Source organism: Domibacillus sp. F004 (assembly GCF_057814295.1).
This window is the reverse complement of record NZ_JBVATB010000011.1, coordinates 24,286-47,046: the sequence shown is the minus strand read 5'-3', so window position 1 is coordinate 47,046 and position 22,761 is coordinate 24,286. Positions and strand designations below refer to the sequence as shown.

General features: G+C 36.7%; 22 protein-coding genes. 8 read left to right on the top strand and 14 right to left on the bottom strand.

From position 1 onward, the window contains the following. Window positions 1-9 precede the first annotated feature (9 nt). Both hxlA (ACZYRN_RS18200) and hxlR read right to left on the bottom strand, forming a co-directional pair. Entirely contained in the window at window positions 10-651 is a 642-nt protein-coding gene (gene hxlA, locus ACZYRN_RS18200; RefSeq protein WP_488913019.1) for a 3-hexulose-6-phosphate synthase, read from the bottom strand. Between the two features lie 212 nt (window positions 652-863). After that, window positions 864-1,226: a transcriptional activator HxlR gene (hxlR, locus tag ACZYRN_RS18195; protein WP_488913018.1), complete on the bottom strand. Its 363-nt coding sequence runs from the start codon at window positions 1,224-1,226 to the stop codon at window positions 864-866. 215 nt (window positions 1,227-1,441) lie between these two features. Between hxlR and zwf the strand changes: the two genes are divergently transcribed. Continuing rightward, complete coding sequence (gene zwf / locus ACZYRN_RS18190) at window positions 1,442-2,956, top strand: glucose-6-phosphate dehydrogenase (protein ID WP_488913017.1); 1,515 nt, start codon at window positions 1,442-1,444, stop codon at window positions 2,954-2,956. 84 nt (window positions 2,957-3,040) lie between these two features. Beyond that, entirely contained in the window at window positions 3,041-3,961 is a 921-nt protein-coding gene (gene gnd, locus ACZYRN_RS18185) for a phosphogluconate dehydrogenase (NAD(+)-dependent, decarboxylating) (protein WP_488913016.1), read from the top strand. A 156-nt stretch (window positions 3,962-4,117) separates the two neighbouring features. Here gnd and ACZYRN_RS18180 read toward each other — a convergent pair whose 3' ends face one another. The 8 genes from ACZYRN_RS18180 to glpX all read right to left on the bottom strand — a co-directional run bounded on the left by ACZYRN_RS18180 (window position 4,118) and on the right by glpX (window position 11,708). Beyond that, the gene (locus ACZYRN_RS18180) at window positions 4,118-4,261 is read right to left on the bottom strand and encodes a GapA-binding peptide SR1P (RefSeq protein ID WP_488913015.1); all 144 of its coding nucleotides are present in this window, start codon (window positions 4,259-4,261) and stop codon (window positions 4,118-4,120) included. A 109-nt stretch (window positions 4,262-4,370) separates the two neighbouring features. Then, window positions 4,371-5,042, bottom strand: coding sequence for a GNAT family N-acetyltransferase (locus ACZYRN_RS18175; RefSeq protein ID WP_488913014.1), 672 nt, complete (start codon window positions 5,040-5,042; stop codon window positions 4,371-4,373). Between the two features lie 18 nt (window positions 5,043-5,060). Then, window positions 5,061-5,732 (bottom strand): GNAT family N-acetyltransferase, encoded by a 672-nt coding sequence (locus ACZYRN_RS18170; RefSeq protein WP_488913013.1) that lies wholly within the window; start codon window positions 5,730-5,732, stop codon window positions 5,061-5,063. 267 nt (window positions 5,733-5,999) lie between these two features. Next, the gene (gene rpiB / locus ACZYRN_RS18165) at window positions 6,000-6,446 is read right to left on the bottom strand and encodes a ribose 5-phosphate isomerase B (protein WP_488913012.1); all 447 of its coding nucleotides are present in this window, start codon (window positions 6,444-6,446) and stop codon (window positions 6,000-6,002) included. A 97-nt stretch (window positions 6,447-6,543) separates the two neighbouring features. Continuing rightward, window positions 6,544-7,503 (bottom strand): 6-phosphofructokinase, encoded by a 960-nt coding sequence (gene pfkA / locus ACZYRN_RS18160; RefSeq protein WP_488913011.1) that lies wholly within the window; start codon window positions 7,501-7,503, stop codon window positions 6,544-6,546. Window positions 7,504-7,772: 269 nt separating this feature from the next. Beyond that, window positions 7,773-9,776 (bottom strand): transketolase, encoded by a 2,004-nt coding sequence (gene tkt, locus ACZYRN_RS18155; RefSeq protein ID WP_488913010.1) that lies wholly within the window; start codon window positions 9,774-9,776, stop codon window positions 7,773-7,775. A gap of 38 nt (window positions 9,777-9,814) precedes the next feature. Further along, complete coding sequence (gene fba, locus ACZYRN_RS18150; protein WP_488913009.1) at window positions 9,815-10,678, bottom strand: class II fructose-1,6-bisphosphate aldolase; 864 nt, start codon at window positions 10,676-10,678, stop codon at window positions 9,815-9,817. Window positions 10,679-10,730: 52 nt separating this feature from the next. Then, complete coding sequence (gene glpX, locus ACZYRN_RS18145; protein WP_488913008.1) at window positions 10,731-11,708, bottom strand: class II fructose-bisphosphatase; 978 nt, start codon at window positions 11,706-11,708, stop codon at window positions 10,731-10,733. A gap of 490 nt (window positions 11,709-12,198) precedes the next feature. Between glpX and ACZYRN_RS18140 the strand changes: the two genes are divergently transcribed. The 5 genes from ACZYRN_RS18140 (at window position 12,199) to hxlB (ending at window position 15,951) form a co-directional block, all read left to right on the top strand. Further along, window positions 12,199-12,609, top strand: a complete 411-nt coding sequence (locus ACZYRN_RS18140) for a cupin domain-containing protein (protein ID WP_488913007.1) — start codon at window positions 12,199-12,201, stop codon at window positions 12,607-12,609. Window positions 12,610-12,827: 218 nt separating this feature from the next. Next, on the top strand, window positions 12,828-13,493 hold the full coding sequence (rpe, locus tag ACZYRN_RS18135; protein ID WP_488913006.1) for a ribulose-phosphate 3-epimerase: 666 nt from the start codon (window positions 12,828-12,830) through the stop codon (window positions 13,491-13,493). Between the two features lie 507 nt (window positions 13,494-14,000). Further along, window positions 14,001-14,348 carry a winged helix-turn-helix transcriptional regulator gene (locus ACZYRN_RS18130; protein WP_094777157.1) on the top strand — a complete coding sequence of 116 codons (348 nt, stop codon included), beginning with the start codon at window positions 14,001-14,003 and terminating at the stop codon, window positions 14,346-14,348. A 402-nt stretch (window positions 14,349-14,750) separates the two neighbouring features. Continuing rightward, window positions 14,751-15,389: a 3-hexulose-6-phosphate synthase gene (gene hxlA, locus ACZYRN_RS18125; protein ID WP_488913005.1), complete on the top strand. Its 639-nt coding sequence runs from the start codon at window positions 14,751-14,753 to the stop codon at window positions 15,387-15,389. Between the two features lie 4 nt (window positions 15,390-15,393). Further along, window positions 15,394-15,951 carry a 6-phospho-3-hexuloisomerase gene (hxlB, locus tag ACZYRN_RS18120; RefSeq protein WP_488912990.1) on the top strand — a complete coding sequence of 186 codons (558 nt, stop codon included), beginning with the start codon at window positions 15,394-15,396 and terminating at the stop codon, window positions 15,949-15,951. Window positions 15,952-17,284: 1,333 nt separating this feature from the next. Here hxlB and ACZYRN_RS18115 read toward each other — a convergent pair. The 4 genes from ACZYRN_RS18115 to ACZYRN_RS18100 all read right to left on the bottom strand — a co-directional run bounded on the left by ACZYRN_RS18115 (window position 17,285) and on the right by ACZYRN_RS18100 (window position 20,511). Beyond that, complete coding sequence (locus ACZYRN_RS18115) at window positions 17,285-17,536, bottom strand: RNA chaperone Hfq (RefSeq protein ID WP_488913004.1); 252 nt, start codon at window positions 17,534-17,536, stop codon at window positions 17,285-17,287. A 371-nt stretch (window positions 17,537-17,907) separates the two neighbouring features. Beyond that, window positions 17,908-18,783, bottom strand: a complete 876-nt coding sequence (locus ACZYRN_RS18110; protein WP_488913003.1) for a transcriptional regulator — start codon at window positions 18,781-18,783, stop codon at window positions 17,908-17,910. 722 nt (window positions 18,784-19,505) lie between these two features. Next, window positions 19,506-19,760, bottom strand: coding sequence for a hypothetical protein (locus tag ACZYRN_RS18105; RefSeq protein ID WP_488913002.1), 255 nt, complete (start codon window positions 19,758-19,760; stop codon window positions 19,506-19,508). After that, entirely contained in the window at window positions 19,744-20,511 is a 768-nt protein-coding gene (locus ACZYRN_RS18100; RefSeq protein ID WP_488913001.1) for a ParA family protein, read from the bottom strand. Before ACZYRN_RS18100 ends, ACZYRN_RS18105 begins: the two co-directional genes overlap by 17 nt. Window positions 20,512-21,177: 666 nt before the next feature. Here ACZYRN_RS18100 and ACZYRN_RS18095 point away from each other — a divergent pair. Beyond that, window positions 21,178-22,410, top strand: a complete 1,233-nt coding sequence (locus ACZYRN_RS18095) for a replication initiation protein (RefSeq protein WP_488913000.1) — start codon at window positions 21,178-21,180, stop codon at window positions 22,408-22,410. The last annotated feature ends 351 nt before the right edge of the window (window positions 22,411-22,761 follow it).

Here is a 22,761-nt window from a genome sequence, read left to right as displayed (position 1 = left end):
ATTATAAATTTAAGCTGTAACAGCGTTTTTGATGAGTTGTTGCATTTCTGCCGCAACTGCTGCTTTGTCGTCTGCGCCTGTGATACCGCCGCCTACGATAACAAGATCCGGTTGTGCTGCAATAACTCCCGGAAGCGTTTCCAATTTAATGCCGCCTGCAACTGCTGTTTTCGCGTTTTTCACGACACTTTTGATTGTGTTAAGTTGTTCAAATGGTGTTTCACCTGCAGCTTGAAGATCGTAACCTGTATGTACACAGATGTAATCTACGCCAAGTGCGTCTACTTCTTGTGCACGTTGTGCTAGATCTTTAATGTTGATCATGTCGATCAAGATTTCAGAACCGTGTTTTTTCGCTTCTTCTACTGCACCTTTGATTGTTGCATCATCAGTTGCACCAAGAATCGTTACGATACCTGCACCTGCTTGAGAAGCTACCATTACTTCATAGCCACCTGCGTCCATTACTTTTAAGTCTGCAAGAACGGTTAAGTTAGGGAATGCTTCTTTCATTTCTTTTACTGCACGAAGGCCTTCGTTAATAATAACCGGTGTGCCGATTTCAACGACATCAACGTATTGTTCTACTTCTTTCACGACTGCGATACCTTCTGGAATGTTGACAAGATCAAGTGCTAATTGTAATTTCATGGATATGTCACTCCTTCTATTAATTTTTTAATTTGGATTGGTACAAGTTTCATTATAAGTCCTAATTTTCAGAAAACAAAGTACGCACTTTGTTATCATATAGTGTCGAAAAAGATACTGTCAAGACTTTTTTGCTCGTTTTTTGTAATTATACCGTTTTTTAATTAAAAGCGCTTTCATTTTTTATTGCACAGAAAATTCGTTTTTTCCTGTTAGCGAGAAGCCGTTTTTTCTGTTTTTTGATCCACAACGCTTTCTGTATATTCCTTCCCCCATATATACATAGACTCTAAAATAGGGATGAGCGTATGTCCTCGTTCCGTAAGTGAATATTCGACTTTGGGCGGAACAACAGGATACACTTCACGATAGACGATCAGATCTTCTTCTAACTCGCGAAGCTGGCTCACAAGCATTCTTTGAGTGATCGCAGGGATGAGCGCTTTCAATTCACCAAATCTCTTTGTTCCTTCTTTGCCTAGGTGCCACATAATCAACATCTTCCATTTACCGCCAATAATAGACAATGTTAATTCTTTTTCACAATTAAATGACTTTTCACGCATAGGGCTCATTCGGTATTCCTCCCTTAATGTGAGTATACATGATAACAGTGTACTTTTATATACTATATAACAAAAAAGTGCGTACTTACAAATAAAATCTTCAGATATTATACTAATGTTGAAACAAATACAAATTTTAAAGTGAAATTTTGCTAGATTCATGCAGCGTAAATTCAGTTATTTACGCTTTTATACACATGATAACTTGACAGGAGGGATATTGTATGAACAGTGTATCAGTCAGCCCTTTCGAGGAAAGCGCTGCCAAAATGACGATGAATGTAGACTCTATGACCTTTGTTCTATTTGGTGCGACAGGCGATTTGGCAAAAAGAAAAATTTTTCCTGCTCTTTATAATTTATATCTCGATAATAAATTGCCACGAACATTTTCAGTCGTTGGTCTAGGGCGGAGAATACTATCTAATGAAACCTTTCAATCACACGTGGAAGCCTCAATCCGCACTTTTTCGAGACAGTTAGGTAGCTCAGATTTGGAATTGGAAACATTTATTCGTTCCTTCCAATATAGCTCTTTAGATGTCACAGACAGCAGCGGCTATGATAAGTTGCTTGACCTCATTCAAAGCCGTGAAATAGAGTTAGACCTTCCAGAAAATCGAATGTTTTATTTGTCGGTAGCTCCTGAATTTATTAATGTCATCACATCGAATATATCTAAAAGTGGGTTAGGTACAGTAAAAGGATGGAAACGGCTTTTGATTGAAAAACCTTTCGGTCATGATCTTTCCTCTGCTCAACAGCTAAATGCCGTATTGAGCAATGCCTTTGAAGAAAGTGAAATTTATCGTATCGATCATTATCTTGGAAAACCAATGATCCAAAATCTAGAGACGTTGGAGATTGCTAATCCGATACTCCAAGCCGTTTGGAATAATCAATTTATTGCTAACGTTCAGATTACAGCTAGTGAAACAGTCGGTGTAGAAGAACGAGCTGGGTATTATGATCAAGCCGGAGCTATTCGAGATATGGTCCAAAATCATATGTTGCAAATTTTGATGATGACGGCTATGCATTTACCGAAACGGTTCCTGTCAACTGAGGTTCAGCAAGAAAAAACTAAAGTAATGGCCTCTGTCCGATCCGTTTCTAAGAAAGATGCTGCTGCACATATTGTTCGTGGTCAATACCGTTCAGGAGCGATTCAAGGTTCGCCTGTCATCGGCTACAAAGAAGAGCCAGGAATCCTAGAAACTTCAACAAACGATACTTTTGTGGCAGCTCGTGTATGGATTGATGATCCTTTTTGGCAAGGTGTTCCGTTTTACATTCGTACTGGTAAACGGATGAAAGAAAAATCCACCCGTATTGTTATTGAATTCAAGAACCCATTAAAAGAACTTTATTCAAAACAACTTGAAGAAACTATGCCAAACCTATTAACCATTGAAATCAGTCCAAACGAGACGATTTCCTTACAATTAAATAATAAAAACCCATTGAATAATGGGAAAATCGAGCCTGTTACTATCGATTTTTCTGCCAACCATCAGCAGGTTCCAGAAGCCTATGAACAGATTTTACATGATGCATTGCGCGGTGACGCCACGTTCTTTGCACACTGGGAAGAAGTCGAGCTTTCGTGGGCTTGGATTCAGCCATTATTAGAGGCATTCGAAGAAAATACTCTTCCTTTGCACACTTATGAAGCAGGATCAATGGGACCAGAAGCTTCTGATCAATTGGTAGAAGAGGATGGATTTAAATGGTGGTAATAACGCTTAAATAATCCATTAATCTACTCGCACTACAGCTTTAAAGATTATTTTTATATAGTTATTAACAGGAGGTCACTTAGGATGAAAATTGGTTTAATAGGATTAGGTAAAATGGGATTAAATCTTGGTATGAACCTTATTGATAATAAACATGAAGTAGCGGGTTTTGATTTAAACGAAACTGCTGTTCAAGAACTAGTAAGTTATGGTGCTGAAGGGACAACTAATTTGCAAGAGCTTGTAAGTAAATTAGAGTCTCCTCGCGTTTTGTGGATTATGGTTCCTCACCAAGTTGTAGATAAAGTATTAGGACAAGTAAAACCTTTGCTTCAAGAAGGAGATATTGTTATTGAAGCAGGAAACTCTCATTATAAAGAATCAATTCGCCGGTATAACGATTTTAAAGACGCTGGTGTTTATTACCTGGACGTTGGTACTTCTGGTGGTATGAGTGGAGCTCGTAATGGTGCTTGCTATATGGTCGGTGGCGATAAAGAGGCTTGGAATATTGTTGAGCCAATTTTCCGTGATACAGCAGTAGAAAACGGATATCTTTACACTGGAGAAGCCGGTTCTGGTCACTATACTAAAATGGTACATAACGGCATTGAATATGGTATGATGGCTGCTATTGGTGAAGGGTTTGAAGTCCTTGCAGAATCGCAATATGATTTTGATTATGAAGCTGTTGCAAAACTATGGAATAATGGTTCTGTAATCCGCTCATGGTTAATGGAACTCACTGAAGATGCCTTCTCTAAAGATGAGAAACTAGATGGAATTCGTGGTGTTATGCACTCTTCAGGCGAAGGGAAATGGACTATTGAAGAGGCACTTAATTTACAAGTTGCAACACCGGTTATTACAGCTAGTCTAATGAGCCGCTATACTTCTTTGAAAGGCGATAACACTTTCACAGGTAAAGTAGTCGCTGCACTTCGTAATGAGTTTGGCGGTCATGCTGTGGAAAAAAAGGCTGACAGCGTCACTAGCGGTGTGTAAGTATAGGATTTTGAGATAGATTTCCCTCTTTATCCAAGTAGATAATATTTTAATCAATATATTTAGATTAAATAAGATGTTTAATCTATAGGCAAATATTAAAAAAAGATCGGGCAAAAGCCGATCTTTTTTTAATATTGTATAGACATGTTACTTTTATTCTTCTAGTGACTGGCGATTTTCACACGACTCTTGCTTGCAGTCAGAATAATAGACAGTTACTTTTTCTGTAGGCATAGTGTCAATAAGCTCACCACAATTTTTACAAATAATAGAACCTTTTGCTACATAATTTGACATTATTACCCACCCTTTCATTTTCTGTTTATATTTATTCCGTTACTTTACAAACAATGAGAGGTTTTGCCCAGATCGCTTATTCAATTGAGTATGTTTAATATACTACATACTACATTCTTGATAGCGCTATCATTTCCTGTCCCTCTAAATTTTCAACCATTGTAAACCAGGATTTTGGTTTATTCGATAGAACAGAATAATAACGTCTTAAAAACTTTACAATAAGCTCTGCTGGCATTTCATCTCGATTTTTGTCCATAGGCATAAAGCAAAGATCTAATTCTGTCACGGCTTCCCCATCATTGTTCCATGAGGGATGAACGTAAGGGAAATCAAGTCGTTTATACCCAAGATGGGACAGCACTTCACGGCGAACATAAGGATTCATGGCCTTTACTCCTCCAAATCCATGATCTCCTATACGATAAGGATCATAAATTTCAGCAAACATTCCTTGTAGTTCCTGGCCACTATCCTTGGCTACAGAGTTTAAATCGTCTAATCTCTTACTAGCTAAAAACGCACCTACACCCAGTCCATCTTTTCCGATAATTGTAAAATCTGTCATAGCCACATTAAAATCTTCATAATAACGATACTCTGTCGCTCCGACTACTTCCCCGCTGTGAACGGCTACAAAGATGCGAATCCCAGGATCTTGCAAAGGTTCTTCCCACAGTGAAAATTCCAATACTTCCTCTGGAGGAAAGACCTCTTGCATAAGTTGATGCATTTGTTTGAATAAAGGATCTTTTATATTCGTAATTCTATAATACTCCATTTTTTATCATTCTCCTGTCTACATTGATAAATAGAATGGATTTTTCCATTCCATAAGTGCTGCAAAATTGCATGATTCTTCGTCTTCAAGATAATTCTCGACCATTTTGACTGGTGTACGGCCACAACGAAGTAAAAAAGTAATGACCGGATCCCTCAATTCTCCTTTAACAACAGCTTCAAGATATTCATCAGGTGTCATTTCATTCACCTTTTTATGATATCCCGGGACTCGTCCACCTCCTAGAAGCCGATCTATTTTTTTCTCGACAACAACCTCATACATCGATTGCATTAGCCACTTTCCTAATCCTAACTTACGGTATAAAGGACTGACCCCTATATCCACAACGTAAAGCGTGTTTCCCTTCGGATTATGGTTTCTAATATACCCATTGTCCGTTATTTCTTCCCAAGTATGCTCAGGATGAGAAGGATCAAAATCAACTAGTAATCCAGTCATTGAACCTGCAATTCTACCATCAATTTCGATACATAAGGCTCCTTCTGGAAATAAAGTAATATGATTATGCAATTGTTCAACATTCCACCATAATTCCGGGGGAAAGGGTGGAGGAAAACTTTCTTGTTGAACCTTAATTAACCCATTAAAATCTGCTTCGTTGTAATTTCGAATCACTGCTGGAATCGGGCGATTTTGTTCAAAAACAAAAAACTCTTTTCGATACACTATATCCCCCCCTTGTTTGTTTAATAGAATCATTTTATAGATAGGACTAACTTTATACTGCAAACTCTTTATTAGTTTTAATTATTAATTATATAGACACACTTAACAAGTACACACTTTTTTTTTACATAGTGTCAAAAAGTATACTCTTATAAATACAAATGATTCACTTTTAGATAAACAGAGACTGCTGATAACTAACTCAGCAGTCTGATTGCTTGATTATATTTATTTAATTGCTCTATCTATAATTATAGTTGAGTAGGTTTACGCATGGTTGTTTTCATATTCTGTTATTTTGCAAACTCGATTTTCGTGTCTGCCGCCTTCAAAAGGTGTCGTCAACCAAATTTCTGCAATAGCACGGGCTAGTCCTGGACCAATTACACGTTCTCCCATCGCTAACATATTGGTGTCATTGTGCTCTCTTGTTGCTTTAGCGCTAAACATATCATGCACTAATGCACATCGAATTCCCTTTACTTTGTTTGCTGCAATACTCATTCCAATACCCGTACCGCAAATTAAAATCCCACGGTCTACTTCACCACTTGCTACTTTCTCCGCCACTGGAACAGCATAGTCCGGATAGTCAACAGACGTACTACACTCACACCCTAAATCCTGATATTCAATATTCATTTCTTCTAATAAGGCGATAATTTCTTGACGAATGTTTACTCCACCGTGATCTGATGCAATTGCTACTTTCATTTTTTTTCCTCCTCTTATACTGTAATTGTGTCCATTACAATTTGAATCTTCATCCTATTTTTTTCATGTCTAGTCGGCCATATTGCCTTTACATAAATTATATAGAAAGACTTCTTGCTAAATCATAGGTTGCCATATCAAGCGTGCGCTTGTACTGTAAAGCTTCCTCAAATGGCGTATGTACCAATTGTCCATTTCTTAATCCTACCATGACACCTGCTGTTCCTTCTACAAGTAGATCCACAGCTTTTGCTCCCATTTGAGTACTCATCATCCGATCGTAGGCGCTAGGGGAACCACCTCGTTGAAAATGACCTAAGATCGTAACCTTTGTTTCAAATCCTGTTCTCTCTTCAATCACTTTTCCAATTTCGTCACCTTTTCCCACACCTTCAGCAACAACAATAATACTATGCTTTTTGCCGCGCTTAGCGCCCCTTTGCACACGATCAATTACATCCTCTATGTCATCTATCGCTTCTGGAATAATAATAGACTCTGCTCCAGCACACATACCTGCCCACAAAGCAATGTCTCCTGCGTTTCTTCCCATAACCTCAATCACATATGTGCGTTCATGAGAGGATGCAGTATCACGAATTTTATCAATCGCATCCAGAGCCGTATTAACAGCGGTATCGAATCCAATTGTATAATCCGTTCCAGAGATGTCGTTGTCAATGGTGCCTGGTATACCAATAGTCGCAACGCCTAAAGCGTTTAACTTAGTTGCCCCTTGAAAAGAACCGTCCCCACCGACGACAACTAAACCGGATATTCCTGCCTTTTTCAATTGTTCTGCGCCTTTTTTCTGGCCTTCTTCTGTTCTGAACTCATCACAACGTGTACTTTGTAAAATGGTCCCTCCGCGATGAAGGATATCTCCTACACTTTTAAAGTCCATTGGGACAAAATCTCCTGCAATTAGCCCTTTATAGCCATTTTGCACTCCATAAACATCTAGACCCTTGAAAATACCTCTTCTAACGACTGCTCGAATAGCAGTATTCATTCCTGGCGCATCTCCGCCACTCGTTAATATGGCAATTTTATTCATCGTTAGTTTCCTCCATATTATATAAATCTCATGTAGTTGCCATAATGGATTTAACATAAGTACATATTTAAAAGATGTACGACCATAGCTTAAATATTACTTAATATTTTGTTTAAAAAAGGGCAGGTTCACCTATTGGTGAAGTCTGCCCAAAATCCATACTAGCTTATTTATTCATTAAGCTCTTTGAATTTGAATTCTAAGCCGTAAACGTTAATATCGTTTGGCCTTTTCATGCTTTCATCAAATCATTTAGGATGCAACGTCTTTTAACGTAATTTTTTAAAACGCTCTACAACATTTTCAACTGTAAAGCCGTATGCTTCAATGATCTTATCGTAAGGTGCCGAAGCGCCGAACTGATCAATAGCTAAGACGTCTCCGTCGTTACCTACATACTTGCTCCAGCCCAATGATGAGCCCATTTCGATCGCAAGTCGCGCTGTTACATTTTTAGGAATAACTGTTTCTTTATACTCAGCTGTTTGTTTTTCAAAACGATCCCAACTTGGCATACTAACAACAGAAACGTGAATTCCTTCTTGTGCCAATGCTTCTTGTGCTTTAACAGCTAAAGAAACTTCAGAACCAGAAGCTATTAACAAGCCTTCAACATTCCCTTTTGCTTCTGAAATTACATATCCACCTTTGCTAACACCTGCATATGCTGTCTCAGGATCAGCAAGCGTAGGCAAATCTTGACGTGTAAGAACAAGAATTGTTGGCTCGTTTTTACTTTCCACAGCAAGTTTCCAAGCTGCGGCTGTTTCGTTTCCTTCAGCAGGACGGATAGTAGAAAGTCCAGGCATTGCTCGTAAAGAAGCTAAGTGCTCGATTGGCTCATGTGTAGGACCATCTTCCCCTACAGCAATACTATCATGTGTAAACACATATGTTACTGGCACTTGCATTAAAGCTGAAAGACGAATAGCTGGCCGTAAATAATCAGAGAATACAAAGAATGTAGCTCCAAATACTTTTACTCCGCCGTGAAGGGCCATTCCATTTAGTGCAGCACCCATTCCAAATTCGCGAACACCGAACCAGATGTTACGACCGCTATAGTTTTCAGCGCTGAAATCAGTTTCGCCTTTAAGTAATGTTTTATTTGAAGAAGATAAATCAGCTGATCCTCCAAATAACTGAGGAACATTTTTAGCAAGACCATTTAATACATCCCCGCCGGAAGTACGAGTAGCAAGTGTGTCTTCTCCTACACGGTATTGTGGAACAGCAGCATCCCAATTTTCAGGAAGCTCTCCACTTATTGCAAGCTTTAATTCTTTTGCAGCATCAGGATGAAGTTTTTCGTATCGAGCAAACAATTCATTCCACTCTTGTTCTTTCTTTTCCGATGCTTCTTTAAGTTCAGCAAAATATGATTTTACTTCTTCCGGAATATAAAAGTCTTCTTCATAATTCCATCCATAATGTTCTTTTACCAGTTTTATTTCATCTTTACCTAGAGGTGAACCATGCGAATCAGATTTGCCGCCTTTGTTCGGTGAACCATAACCGATAACCGTTTTAACTTCAATTAAAGTTGGCTGATTTTCATTCGCTTTTGCTTCACTTAAAGCTTCTGCAATCGATTTAGTATCATTTCCGTCCTCAACACGGAGTACTTGCCAACCGTATGCTTTAAAACGATCCTCAACGCTTTCACTAAATGACTTATTAAGTTTGCCATCAAGTGAAATATCATTTGAATCATATAGTACAATTAAACGGCCAAGCTGAAGGTGACCTGCCAATGAAGCTGCTTCTGCAGATACTCCCTCCATTAGATCCCCATCACCACAAATGCTGTATGTGTAATGATCAATGACATTTAAATCATCAATATTATACGTAGCGGCTAAATGTCTTTCAGCCATTGCCATCCCAACAGCCATTGAGACACCTTGACCAAGCGGTCCAGTTGTAGCATCGACACCCGCCGTATGTCCAAATTCAGGATGTCCTGGTGTTTTACTGCCCCATTGACGGAATTGTTTTAACTCTTCCAATGGTAAATCATGACCTGTCAAATGTAGCAAGCTGTATAGTAGCATTGAGCCATGACCTGCAGATAACGTAAAACGGTCACGGTTAAACCAATTCGGATTACTAGGATTATAGTTCATAAACTGTGTCCAAAGTGTATGAGCCATCGGAGCAGCACCCATTGGCATACCTGGGTGGCCAGAATTCGCTTTTTCAATTGCATCAATTGAGAGGGTTCTAATCGTATTAATAGAAAGCTGTTCTACATTTACTTTTTGTTCAATCATCTTTTTTCCCCTATCTCTTCATAGATTACTTTTATTAATTAAGCTTGGCCTGAAGAACCAAATTCACGCATTTTGCCACGAACTGTTTCTTTAATCGCATCGCGAGCTGGGCCGAGGAACTTACGTGGATCGTATACTTTATCGTCGTTATTCAACACGTCACGAACCGCTTGAGTAGACGTAATTTGACTTTCTGTATTTACGTTAATTTTCGCTGATCCAAGCGAAATCGCTTTTTTAATGTCTTTTGTTGGGATACCAGTTCCACCATGAAGTACAAGAGGTACACCTGTTAATTCCATTACTTCTTTCATACGATCAAATCCAAGGTTAGGTTCACCTTTATACGGGCCATGTACAGAACCTAATGCAGGTGCAAAACAGTCTACGCCTGTTTCACGAACCAATTGATCACACTCTGAAGGGATCGCATAAAATGCATCTGCTGCATCTACACTAAGATCATCTTCTTGTCCGCCGATACGACCAAGTTCTGCTTCAACAGATACACCAACAGCATGTGCAATTTGTACAACACGTTTAGTAAGTTCGATATTTTCTTCAAGTGGATGATGTGAACCATCGATCATGACAGATGTAAATCCAGCATGAATAGCTTGTACACATTTTTCAAGGCTAGATCCGTGGTCAAGATGAATAGCGACAGGAACTGTTACGTTATATTCTTCCATTAATTCTTTTACCATTGTAACGATTAATTTGAAACCGCCCATGTAACGAGCAGCACCTTCAGATACTCCAAGAATAACTGGTGAGTTTTCTTCTTGTGCAGCTTGTAAAATCGCTTGAGTGAACTCAAGGTTATTAATATTAAATTGTCCTACAGCATATCCTTTTTCTTTCGCTTGAATTAACATTTCTTTCATTGATACTAATGGCATATGATTCTCTCCTTTTTATATGACGCTTTTTTTATTTTTTATATAGCAATTTTTATGAATGATACGCTTCAATGTACTGGTACTTTTCTGAGTTACCACTAACTGTTAAAAATGAATGGGATTTTATTAGACCATCATTTGGTTTTTGAATGCCGTTTAATAATAATCCATCGGTAATTCCTGTGCCGACAAACAAGCAATCGTCAGATTTCACAATGTCATCTAGTGTTAAAGCTTTTTCAGGATCTGTTATTCCCATTTCAACGCAGCGATCAAATTCTTCTTGGTCTTGAGGAGCAAGTTTGCCTTGGAAATCTCCTCCCATACTCTTCAATGCAGTCGCAGCAATAACCCCTTCCGGCGCACCGCCCATACCGACCAATATATCACCTTCAATGTGATCAATTGCAGTAGCGATGGAACCATTAACATCATTATCAGGAAACAACCTCACTTGAGCTCCCGCATCAAATACTTGTTTAATCAAATGATCATGCCGTGGTCTATCTTGTATCATCACTACTAAATCTTTTATGTCTTTACCTAAAGCTTTAGCAACTGACTTCATATTTTCTGTTAAAGATGCATCTATGTTTATAGCACCTTTTGCTTTTGGCCCGACTGCAATCTTATGCATATACATATCCGGTGCATGTAATAAACTACCCTTAGTGGAAACAGCAATAACTGTTAACGAATCATTTTGACCTTTAGACATCATCGTTGTTCCTTCAACTGGATCAACCGCAATGTCTACTTCTGGACCTTTTCTCGTTCCAAGCTCTTCACCAATATAAAGCATAGGCGCTTCATCCATTTCACCTTCACCAATAACAATCAAACCACTCATATCGATAAGGTTCATTTGATTACGCATCGCTTCAGTTCCAGCACCGTCTGCCTCTATCTTGTTCCCTTTTCCAATCCAAGGGTAAGAAGCAATAGCTGCTTTTTGTGCGACAGTGAGAAAATCCATAGCTAGTGACTGAACATTTTTTTCAAAAACGACATTATTTTTTAATTTATTCATCAGGTCACCTCCTATTTAAGTGTTACTTGCAATCATATACAACATTTTCAAATCGAGTTTCCACCTGTACATACACAGTATATCTTGTCGTTTACACATCTGTAAGTACGCACTTTGTCAACATATAGTGTCAGGAAGTATACTTTTGATCAAATTTTCCGAAAATTCGTATTTAATTTTAGCTGAAATCGCCGTTATTTAAAGGTTTAAGTCGATTTCTGGTTATTTTTCAGTTTTTCTAAAAAAAAAATGAAAAATGCAATCATTTGTCGTTTTTAGGTTAAAACTTTCGAATAATTAATTTTATAAATCCCAAAAAACATCCCACTATTCGAGAAAAAAAGGTTTATTTATTTAATTATTTATGTAAGCATAAGTTCAACCAGGAATAATACTCTGAATTTTTACAATATTTTCAACGTTCCTATTTCAATAGCCAAACGATAGTCGTTTCAAAGAAAGCTAAAATAATTATATAGGGGCGAAGAACATGAGCGAATCAACGACAGAAACAAACTACAGTTATTTAAGCAAAGGACCTGGGATCCAAGTTATTAAAGCAGGAACTTTTCAAATGAAAGAATTGAATGACCAATTAGGTATCCCTGGATTAAGAAGCCAAATCATAGATGTTCCACTTACATCAAAAGAAAATGCTCTTTCTATGGGATATTTCGCCATGCAGCCAGGCGAAGAATTTGGTTTTGAGTTTGAGTTTTTGGAAGTGAATTTCGTTATTAAAGGCAAATTTGTCTTGCGCGATATGCAGGGCAATAAATATTTAGCTGAGGCAGGAGATGTCTTTATATTCACTCCGAACGTTCCTATGGTTTTTGATGGCGAGAGTGACGGAGAAGTTTTTTATATTGCACACCGTCTGCCTGAACCTTCGTTTATGTAACTATTAAAATACGAATAAATGATATTTCGTTACTTTTAGTTGATTCGTTATGTATACTGTATAGCACAGTAAAATATATACTCTATCTAGAGTATATATTTTAACACAGCATTATTCAGGGGGAAACAGGCTACAATTACTAAAGTAGTAGCTTGTTATGCAAGTCTTTACAAGAGAATCAATGATTCTACTTTTCAAAAAAATTGGAGGATTTAATTATGATTAAAATTGCACCTTCTATTCTTTCAGCTGACTTTGCAAAGCTTGGAGAAGATATAAAAGATGTGGAGCTAGGTGGAGCTGATTACATCCATGTCGATGTTATGGACGGACATTTTGTTCCGAATATCACCATCGGTCCACTAATCGTTGATGCGATTAGACCTGTTACTGATTTACCACTAGATGTACACTTAATGATCGAAAACCCTGATCAATATATTGATGCATTTGCAAAAGCTGGTGCTGATATTATTACTGTGCACGTAGAAGCTTGTCCTCATCTGCACAGAACGCTTCAACTGATCAAATCAACAGGCACAAAGGCGGGCGTTGTATTGAATCCGCATACCCCTGTCTCTACCATTCAACATGTAATAGAAGATGTTGACATGGTATTGCTCATGACAGTAAATCCTGGATTTGGCGGACAATCGTTTATTCATTCGGTTTTACCTAAAATCAGAGAAGTTGCTGATCTTGTAGCGGAGAAAAACTTAGATGTTGAAATTGAAATAGACGGTGGAGTAAATCCTGAAACAGCTAAACTTTGTGTCGAAGCTGGCGCCAATGTTCTTGTCGCAGGCTCAGCTATTTATAATCAAAAAGATCGTGCTCAAGCTATTCAAGCTATTAGAGATAGCGCGAAATCTGCCGCACGTTAATTTTTACCTTATGTTTGTTGACAGTGGATCTGTTATTCTATCCAATAAGACCACTGTCCTATTCTAATTGTATACTCTGTTTCTGTCATAATGCTGAATTTGCCAAGTGTCTTTTTTCTAAAAGCCTTGGCTTTTTCTTAAATTATAATTATGCAGAAAATAACTTTAATTAAATACTGTTTTAATGTTTACTCAGTGTGGTAGGGAAAAGGTTATAGAACTATAAACATAATTACAAAATGATACGTATCACCAGTGTATGTTTTATTTATTTTTCAAAAATAGTTATCCTATAAACTTCATTTCCCTCCTCTAAAACAGTCATACTTTATCTGATTTACACCATTTTACACAGTCATGGTTATTTAACCATTTATCCTGCAACTTTCAATTTTCACCTGTACAACTTCTCCACGCAGAATATATAATATCCTTCTAGAACTATCTATATAACAAAAAATGGTTATTATGGTGATATAAGTATAATTTGAAACGGAGGTGATCAGAGTGATAGAGCTGTGTGGCAAGTCTTACAACTGTGAAAAAGAATTAACCCTTTCTGTTATAGGAGGAAAGTGGAAAATGCTGATTTTGTGGCATTTGGGGAAAGAAGAAAAGAAACGTTTTAATGAACTAAGATCTCTTATGCCAGGTATCTCTCCTCGAATGCTGGTCAGTCAATTACGTGAGTTAGAAGACAACTTCATTGTGCATCGGGAGGTGTATGCTGTCGTTCCGCCTAAAGTTGAATACTCCCTTACGGATCAAGGCAAAAGCTTAATGCCTATTCTAGAAGCTATGTATAGCTGGGGGAAAGATTACATGGAGACAGCCAATACTGTAAAAACAAGGTAAATAAATAAACGCATATTATATTAACTTTAGAGGAGATTATTAACTTTGTTAAAAGTAAATATGTTGTTATTTGTAATCAAAAAGCCGGCAAAGGTTTTATTAACCCAATTAAATATGCCTCATAACCGTGTGTAGACTCATTAATAGTGACTCGTACACACGGTTTTTTTATCAATTCTATTTCCTCAAATGTGTATATACATTTTTGTGTATATAAAATACATTCATCTTTTTCTTACAAAAACCCCCTCCATTCTTCTCTAATTCAAATCTAAAAGTATATTTTTTAGCACTATATGTTATAAAAGTGCGTACTTTGTTTTCTGAAGATTAGGACTTATAATGAGTCTTGTACCAATAACAATCAAAAACTAACAAATTAGTAGAAGGAGTGACATATCCATGAAATTACAATTAGCACTTGATCTTGTCAACATTCCAGAAGGTATCGCAGTCGTGAAAGAAGTAGAACAATTCGTTGATGTCGTTGAAATCGGCACACCGGTTATTATTAACGAAGGCCTTCGTGCAGTAAAAGAAATGAAAGAAGCATTCCCTAACTTAACAGTTCTTGCGGACTTGAAAGTAATGGATGCAGGCGGTTATGAAGTAATGGTAGCCTCTCAAGCAGGCGCAGGCATCGTAACGATTCTTGGTGCAACAGATGATGCAACAATTAAAGGTGCGGTAGAAGAAGCGAAAAAACACGGTTCTGAAATCTTGATCGACATGATCAACATTAAAAACCTTGCACAACGTGCACAAGAAGTAGATGCACTTGGCGTAGATTACATCTGTGTACATACAGGTTACGATCTTCAAGCTGCAGGTGAAACACCATTCGAACAACTTAACACAATCAAAAGTGTCGTGAAAAACGCGAAAACAGCAGTAGCTGGCGGCATTAAATTGGAAACACTTCCAGGCGTTATTGCAGCACAACCGGATCTTGTTATCGTAGGCGGCGGTATCACAGGCGCAGACGACAAAAAAGCAGTTGCGGCAGAAATGCAACAACTTATCCAAAAAGCAACGGTATAATTCTATGCAAACAACAGAATATACTCAAATCGTTTTGCAGGAGCTGCAAAAAACAGCGGGCCTTATTAAGGATGAGAGTGCGGAACAGTTGGTCAACGGCATTTTAGACGCTAAAAAAGTATTTGTTGCAGGGGCCGGCCGTTCTGGCTTTATGGCAAGATGCTTTGTTATGCGCATGATGCACATGGGCCTTGATCCGTATATCGTTGGGGAAACAGTGACACCGAACTTAGAGGAAGGTGATATCTTTATCATCGGCTCTGGATCTGGTGAAACGAAAAGCCTTGTAGCGATGGCGGAAAAAGCCAAGAGCATTGGTGCGACAGTAGCAGCCGTGACGATTTTTCCAAACTCGACAATTGGCAACTTGGCAGATATCGTGATTGAAATTCCTGGTCAGGCGAAGTCTGGTGCAGATACAGGAAACAAAACGATTCAGCCAATGGGCTCTTTGTTTGAGCAAAGTCTGTTATTGTTTTATGATTCCATCATTCTTCGTTTCATGGAGAAAAAAGGCATGGATTCAGATAAAATGTACGGACGCCACGCGAATTTAGAGTAGATAAACTCGATCGATCATATTCTTAGCAAAACATATTAATAGATTCAACTTTTCGCTCATTTCTCTTAATCCAAAAAGATGCTATTAAAGACAATATTCATTGACTTTATGGCATCTTTTTTTGTTTTTTTATATCAGTTCTTCACACAGGATACCTTCATTCAAACACTTAACGAGCAAAGCCCAGTGGTAAGTGAGAGAAGAATGTTCGTTGGCCTCAGCCAAACCGCCCTTAAAAATTCTCTTTATTTTTGGGATGATAACAAACTAAATGATTTCAGAGGTAGCATTTTTTCATTGATTATTCCTTTAATGTTGACTCTTTATATGTATGAACACCTGTGTATAGAGGGGCGAACGTGCTAGATTAGGAATAGGAGGGGGGCAAGGCAATAAGGCACTTTTATGTGGATGTAGTGGAATACGTCTCTAAGCAGAAAACGCTTGGCTTGTAATGCATACTTATACAAACTTTTTATACTTGACACTGTGTGGAAAGACTATTTCTGCACAAATAAACCGATTCTCTTTTTTTACTTTTGAGAACCGGTTGGTGGATCACTTTGATAACTAGGGTTAGTTAACATCAATTTTATCCGTCCTAACTTTTTATATATTTACTATTCATTAAAATCATTTTATTTTGTGTAAATTTCAATGCCATTTTCCCAAGCTTTTGTAAATCCTTTACTGTACATTTTCATTGCAGCTGTGATAGATGTAATTACTTTCTTCATTTAAGTAATCCCCTTCCTCATTGGTATTGTCTTAATTATCGTTTCTTTATAGCGTTTTTGCAAAGTCAATGAAAACGGCAACATAACTCGTGTAAACGATAACAATGAGGATGAAAACGAAACCATCTCTGTTTTTCTCAACATTTCATTATTTTTCTTTAGTTTTCATATTTTCCACTTTTCATTAAATCAATTTCAACAGATTTCGCCTTTTTTTAAGCAATAGCATAGGAGAGGGGGAAGTATTGTTTTAACTTTCAGTAATGTTGATAGAGATATATAGAGTACTGAATATACGAGTGGGTAGTGAGTGTCCTACTAGAATCGAGTACCATGCCGATTTATGTCAGGTACGACCTCATATAAACAGAAGTGAGGTTCCCTGAATGTGACATGATATCGCTAATGAGCAGTCCAGAATTGATGCCAGATGTAAAAGCTAAGTAATCCTAGTTCGATGTTCGGCTCTATTCTAAATCTAGAATACACTCCCTATTATTTGGCCTATAGTTGGCTGCTATGTAAAAATCTCCTTTGAATAAAAAGAATCATTGCCCTTTTCTACAACTCGAAAAAACACAAGAAAAAGAACAGTCTTATTCTCCTTCAGCGATTTCTGGCTTCTTGCTTATGATGTATTTCATCGCATGTTTAAATACGGTTACCAGCTCATTTTTCCCTTCCAGCTCCAAAACAATATGATATTTAGAAAATTGATAGACACTTCCTGTAATCGTTTTGCCGTCTAAAAAAGCAATCTTTATTTCTTGCCCCTTCCTAAATTGGTACAGTTTTTCATATGCTGGTGCATACTTCTTTTTTGCAGGACTTTTTTGCTTTTCTGTCATCTTGTTTCTCTCCTTATTTTTCAAATTGCCTTAGCAAATTTATTGAAAAAACACTGCCGGATCCTTCATACAAGGGAGGTATAAAAAAGTGATAGAGTGATCCAACCTAAAACCTGTACAGATGGCTGCGAGAGATAGACTATGGTTAGGTAAACATCTGTATTATCTCATTTTAACGATCTGTTCTATACTGAAACCCCAATGACAAGTCTAACATATAGGTACTTGTTTTCATTAAGAGGAGGCTTAGCCAGAATAATTTAAACAAATTGTGATTAGCGATTTCAAGGAAGTAAGATCATTAATCTTTAATCCAGTAAAAAGAGATTCAACCATTGATAATAAAGACGATATTTTTTCTATTAGACGGATTATATTTCTAAAAAATTATAAAAAATCGGGTGATTCTTTAGTATCTCTTTACGTTTTTCAATTTGAAACATGTTTCGCAGCGTACCATAAAAGTAGCCGTCAAACGATCCTTTAATACGTTTTTGCTTTTGAGCAAAAATACTTTCTTTAAACGACTGCAAGGCAATCGATACAATTTCTTCGAGAGGTGCATTTAGATAACTTGTCCGGTAAGCTTGCATTGTTTTGCCCCAAAAACGATAGATATCTTTCGCTTCTCTGTAGAACATCTTCACCATATCTACAAATTTTTGCGGAATATGAGACGGTGTAAAAGAATAATCTAAAACGGGTTCTTGCTTACGTAAGGTTTTAAAAGATTTTAATAATGCTGAATAATTGGTAGAGACTTTTTTGGTGCTTTGGTTCTTACTCCGACAAGAGGTTTCAACATTTTCAGCTTGGAAATTAGCTTGGAAATTACTTAAATGAAGAAGCTGCTCCCAATGTGAAAAATACGGATGATCCATAAAAAGATGGACTGGTGCACTTCTTCCATTTTGTGTGCTCGAACGGCGATAGACTGTGAATAGTACACCGGCTTTACGCAGTTTTTGAGCTACGTTTCGGATCGTCTTGTCAGATACACCATAACGGTCTGCGAAATAACCATCTTTCGCAAAGAAAAAGCCCTTTTCAGATGAAAACCAACACATCATATCGATTGCTTTGCGTGTCGCTTTTTTCAGACGGTAATAGCTCTCACCATATGCTTTTTCTACTGCTTTTAATAATCGTAATTTCATTGATTGCTGCTGTTTGCGATTCTCAGCGTATCGTTTATAGTTCATCATTTTTTTAAATTCTTCGGTAGATATTAGTTTGCTTACAGCCATGATTCTGTCTCCTTTTAGGAAAACAAAAAGACGCATTTACCGGATAAAAACGGTAAACACGTCTTTTGCATGACTGTAAAAGAGTTACTTTCCCTTGAAAATTACATATAAATGCCGTATAATAAGACATTATATAAGTAAAGAAGGCGAAAGCAAGTGTTTACCGTGGTTTGGCACGGTAGACGGTTATAAAGGACTGCCATCCTTCTATAACACGCTTTTGCTTTTTTTTATTTTCCGTTCATTTTGTTAACTCTATTTATAGCAAACTTTCTGAATTTATACAAGAGATTCCAAATTCAAATTTGGAATGAATGGTTTATTTTTCTTGTTGTTATAAGTTTTTTGTGTATGGAAATGAAAAAGAACCGATCACGAAAAGTAAACGGTTCGATCGGATGATTCTTATGAGGCTTTCATATAAACAACAGAATTATTTAAAGTAAAGTATCATTCCGTATTTGTTTTTATAATCCCCCCTCCATGCTTATGTATCGAATGTTCTTTTTACGCAATAAAAAGAACAGATTCGTCCTTCTGTTCACAGTACCGGCCCCACCTACGCCAGGGATACCTTGATAGCCACGCCTGCCATCCTACCCTGTACTACATTTTATTACGCTTTTGTTTTATACCCTACAAATCCTTTTGTGAATGCTTACTTTTTCTGTATTTACATAAAACTGTATTTATGTATAACTGTATATTGGTCTTTTGCTAAATTAGTTATCCATGTATTTTTTTACGGCTGCTTCAACAACTTCAGTCATTGTTTTCTCGTTTTCGGCTGCATATAATTTTAATTTTTTATGAAGTTCTATATCTAATTCATAAGTAGCTTTCTTTTTTTTTGCTGTATTTACAGTTTCCTGTATTAATGTATTGCTGGATATAGCACTTAATACATCTTCTTTCTTTTTTGTGGTGGGTGTTTCCTCTTCGCTTAACAGCCCGGCAAATTTAGCCTTTTTCGACACGCATAATCAACTCCTCTACAAAATGAGTATATTCAGTTAATGCTGTTCGATCTGCTTTTGTTCGATCTGATATACCTGTAATTGTAAATTCTTTTATTCTTGCTTGTCTTTTCACTACGCTGCTAAAAACAAGTTCTTCATAATCTTCACGAACTTTTCTTAAAATTGATTGATCTAAAGAGGCACGTGAATTTAATAAAACCGATAAAATGCCAGCTAATTTGAGTTTAGGATTATATGCTTCTTTCACGAGCTGACACGTTTCTAAATAATCATCTAGAGCATGGAAGGCAAATGGATCGGTTTGAAGCATAGTGACAGTATAATCACTTGCAGTAAGTCCTAAAAGAGTTTGTTCAGCTAACGCAGGAGGGAGATCAATTAAAATATAGTCATATTCATCTTGAATGCTTTTAAGTGACAGTTCAAGCAAATGCAGACGTTGCTTTTCTTTAGATGCTGCGACAAGGCTAGGTATCTTTGATGCATCATCGTTTGCTGCTATAATATGAAGACTATCTGTAATTACAGTAATACAGTTATCTGTATTTACAGCTTTTAATGCGTCATAAATCGTTCTTTCAAAACTACTTTTTCTTTTTCCGGTAAGCATCCTTGTTAAGTTACCTTGACCATCTAGATCAATGGCCAGAACCTTTTTTGTTTTAGATAAAATAAATGCGGTAATAGCAGTTGTCGTCGTTTTACCAACGCCGCCTTTTTGTAAACCAAAAGAAATTATGTGTGCCACACTACCCCTCCTTTTGAATATGAAACTGTAAATACAGTTTACTGTATGACTATTTGATTTGCAAACTTATTCTTTATATTAGTGCGTCTTTCTAAGTGGAAGGAAATAGTAAATATTTCTTTGTATTAATTGAAGATAGCTAATCAGAATTATTTCTGTCTATGTGACTAAAAGTAAACTATTATGCCAAGTGTTTATTTAAAAAGTGAATATTAAATGTTAAAACTATTCAGCGATGATAACTGGTTTGTTTTAGAAAAAGGAAGTTCATTTTATTTTATTGCTCACACGCTCCTTTTGTGTGTTTTACAGTACTTTGTTTTATCTTGTTTTATCTTGTTTTATCTTGTTTTCGGAGGCTGAAAAGCCAGTAGTACCAAGGGCTCAATCCACTTAACTATAACAAAAATGGTGTGAGCCATAACAAAAATGGTGTGAGCCATAACAAAAATGGTGCGAGCCATAACAAAAATGGTGCTATAACTATAACAAAAATGGTGTTAAACATAACAAATTTGGTTTATGTATAACAAAAATGGTGTTAAACATAACAAATTTGGTGCTGAGGGGGAGGTAGGTCATAAAAAAACTTCAACTATAACGAAAAAACTCTTTTGTTATAGTTGAAGTTTTGTCATAATTAGATTAAGCGAAAGGGGAGGGTCTTTGTTGCTTACTCCTGTAACAGAAGTGATTGAACCACAGCCTAATAATCTTGTGACCAAGTCTAATCTGCTTATTGAGGCGAACTATAAACTGGGTGTTGTGGAGCAAAAAATTATTTTGTGTCTCGCCAGTAACATTAGTCCAGCTGATTCAGATTTTAAAACATATACCTTGCCTATCAAAGAATTTACTAATTTGCTTGGATTAAAGGGGACACCCAAATATACAGAATTAAGACAGATTACAAAAGAATTGATGCAAAAAGTATTTGAAGTACGGATCGATAAGAAAGTTATCCAAGTTGCTTGGTTAAGCTACGTTGCTTATAATGAGACGGAAGGGGCAATAGATATAAGGTTTGATCCCTTTTTACGTCCATATTTATTAGAATTAAAAAAAGAATTTACAAGCTATAAGCTGGAAAACATCATAAAATTAAAAAGTTCTTATTCTATTCGGATATATGAACTTTTAAAACAGTATGAAAAGTTACAAGAAAGAACGTTCCATCTAACGAGTCTCCGGAAAATGCTTGGAGCTGAAGAGATATATCCTGCCTATGGGAATTTTAAACAACGTGTGTTAGTCCCAGCCCAGAAAGAATTAAAGATGAAAACGGATATTTCCTTTGAAATTGAAGAAGTGAAAAAAGGCCGCAAAGTTGAGAAAATTAAATTTCTTATCTTTTCTACAAGGAACCATAAATCGAAGCAATTGGATTTGTTTCATGAAAATTTAGAAGGATTTAAACTGCCAAATTCTTATTCTGAGACTGTAAAAAAGCTTGGAATAAGCTTGGGAATACAGCTAACAGATGAAATGATTGAATCCTGGGAAAAATACGGACAAGATACGGTAATTGATTTGTTAGAGAAAATGCAGTATAGAAGAGACATAGAAAACCCAGTAGGTTACATTATAAAAGTTTTAACTACTCCGGGTACTAAAGAAGCTGGTGTAGTTTCAGAAAGCGAGCACATTCTAACTCATCTAGTTTCTGAATTTAGGCAATCAAAAGAACATTTACCTGAATGGCTAGTGAAAAGGAAATCGATTGAAGAGATAAAAACATGGATGACCCTAGATGATGAACAAGCTCATCAAAAATTTGAAGACATTAAACATGAATTATATGAAATTCTTCAAATTGAAGAACTAAGTAACATCGAACGTTCAGACAAGGAAATGGAAGAAGAAAAAAGGATACTTTTAGAGAGGATACATAAATCATAAAGTAAATATAACGTTTTTGGTTATATTCATTTTTCTGTTTAGATAAGTTTAGACGATTCAATACAATACTTAAACGTTGCATATATAGCTTTTATATATTGGTTTCAACGCAGATACTCTAATGAAGATAGCTTTTTTGTATGCCAAAACCGTGCTGTCCCCAATCAACACTCACTGATTAGGGACAGCACGGTTTTTGAATTTTATTAAAAATGACACGGTCCACTGCAATTATTGCTATGCTTTTTTAACTTGTTTTCCCTCTCTGCAATGTCTTTATCCGTGAGATTGAGCAACTTATAGAAAATGTATCTTTCTTCTTGGAAATCATCATCTTCTGGCAGCTCATCT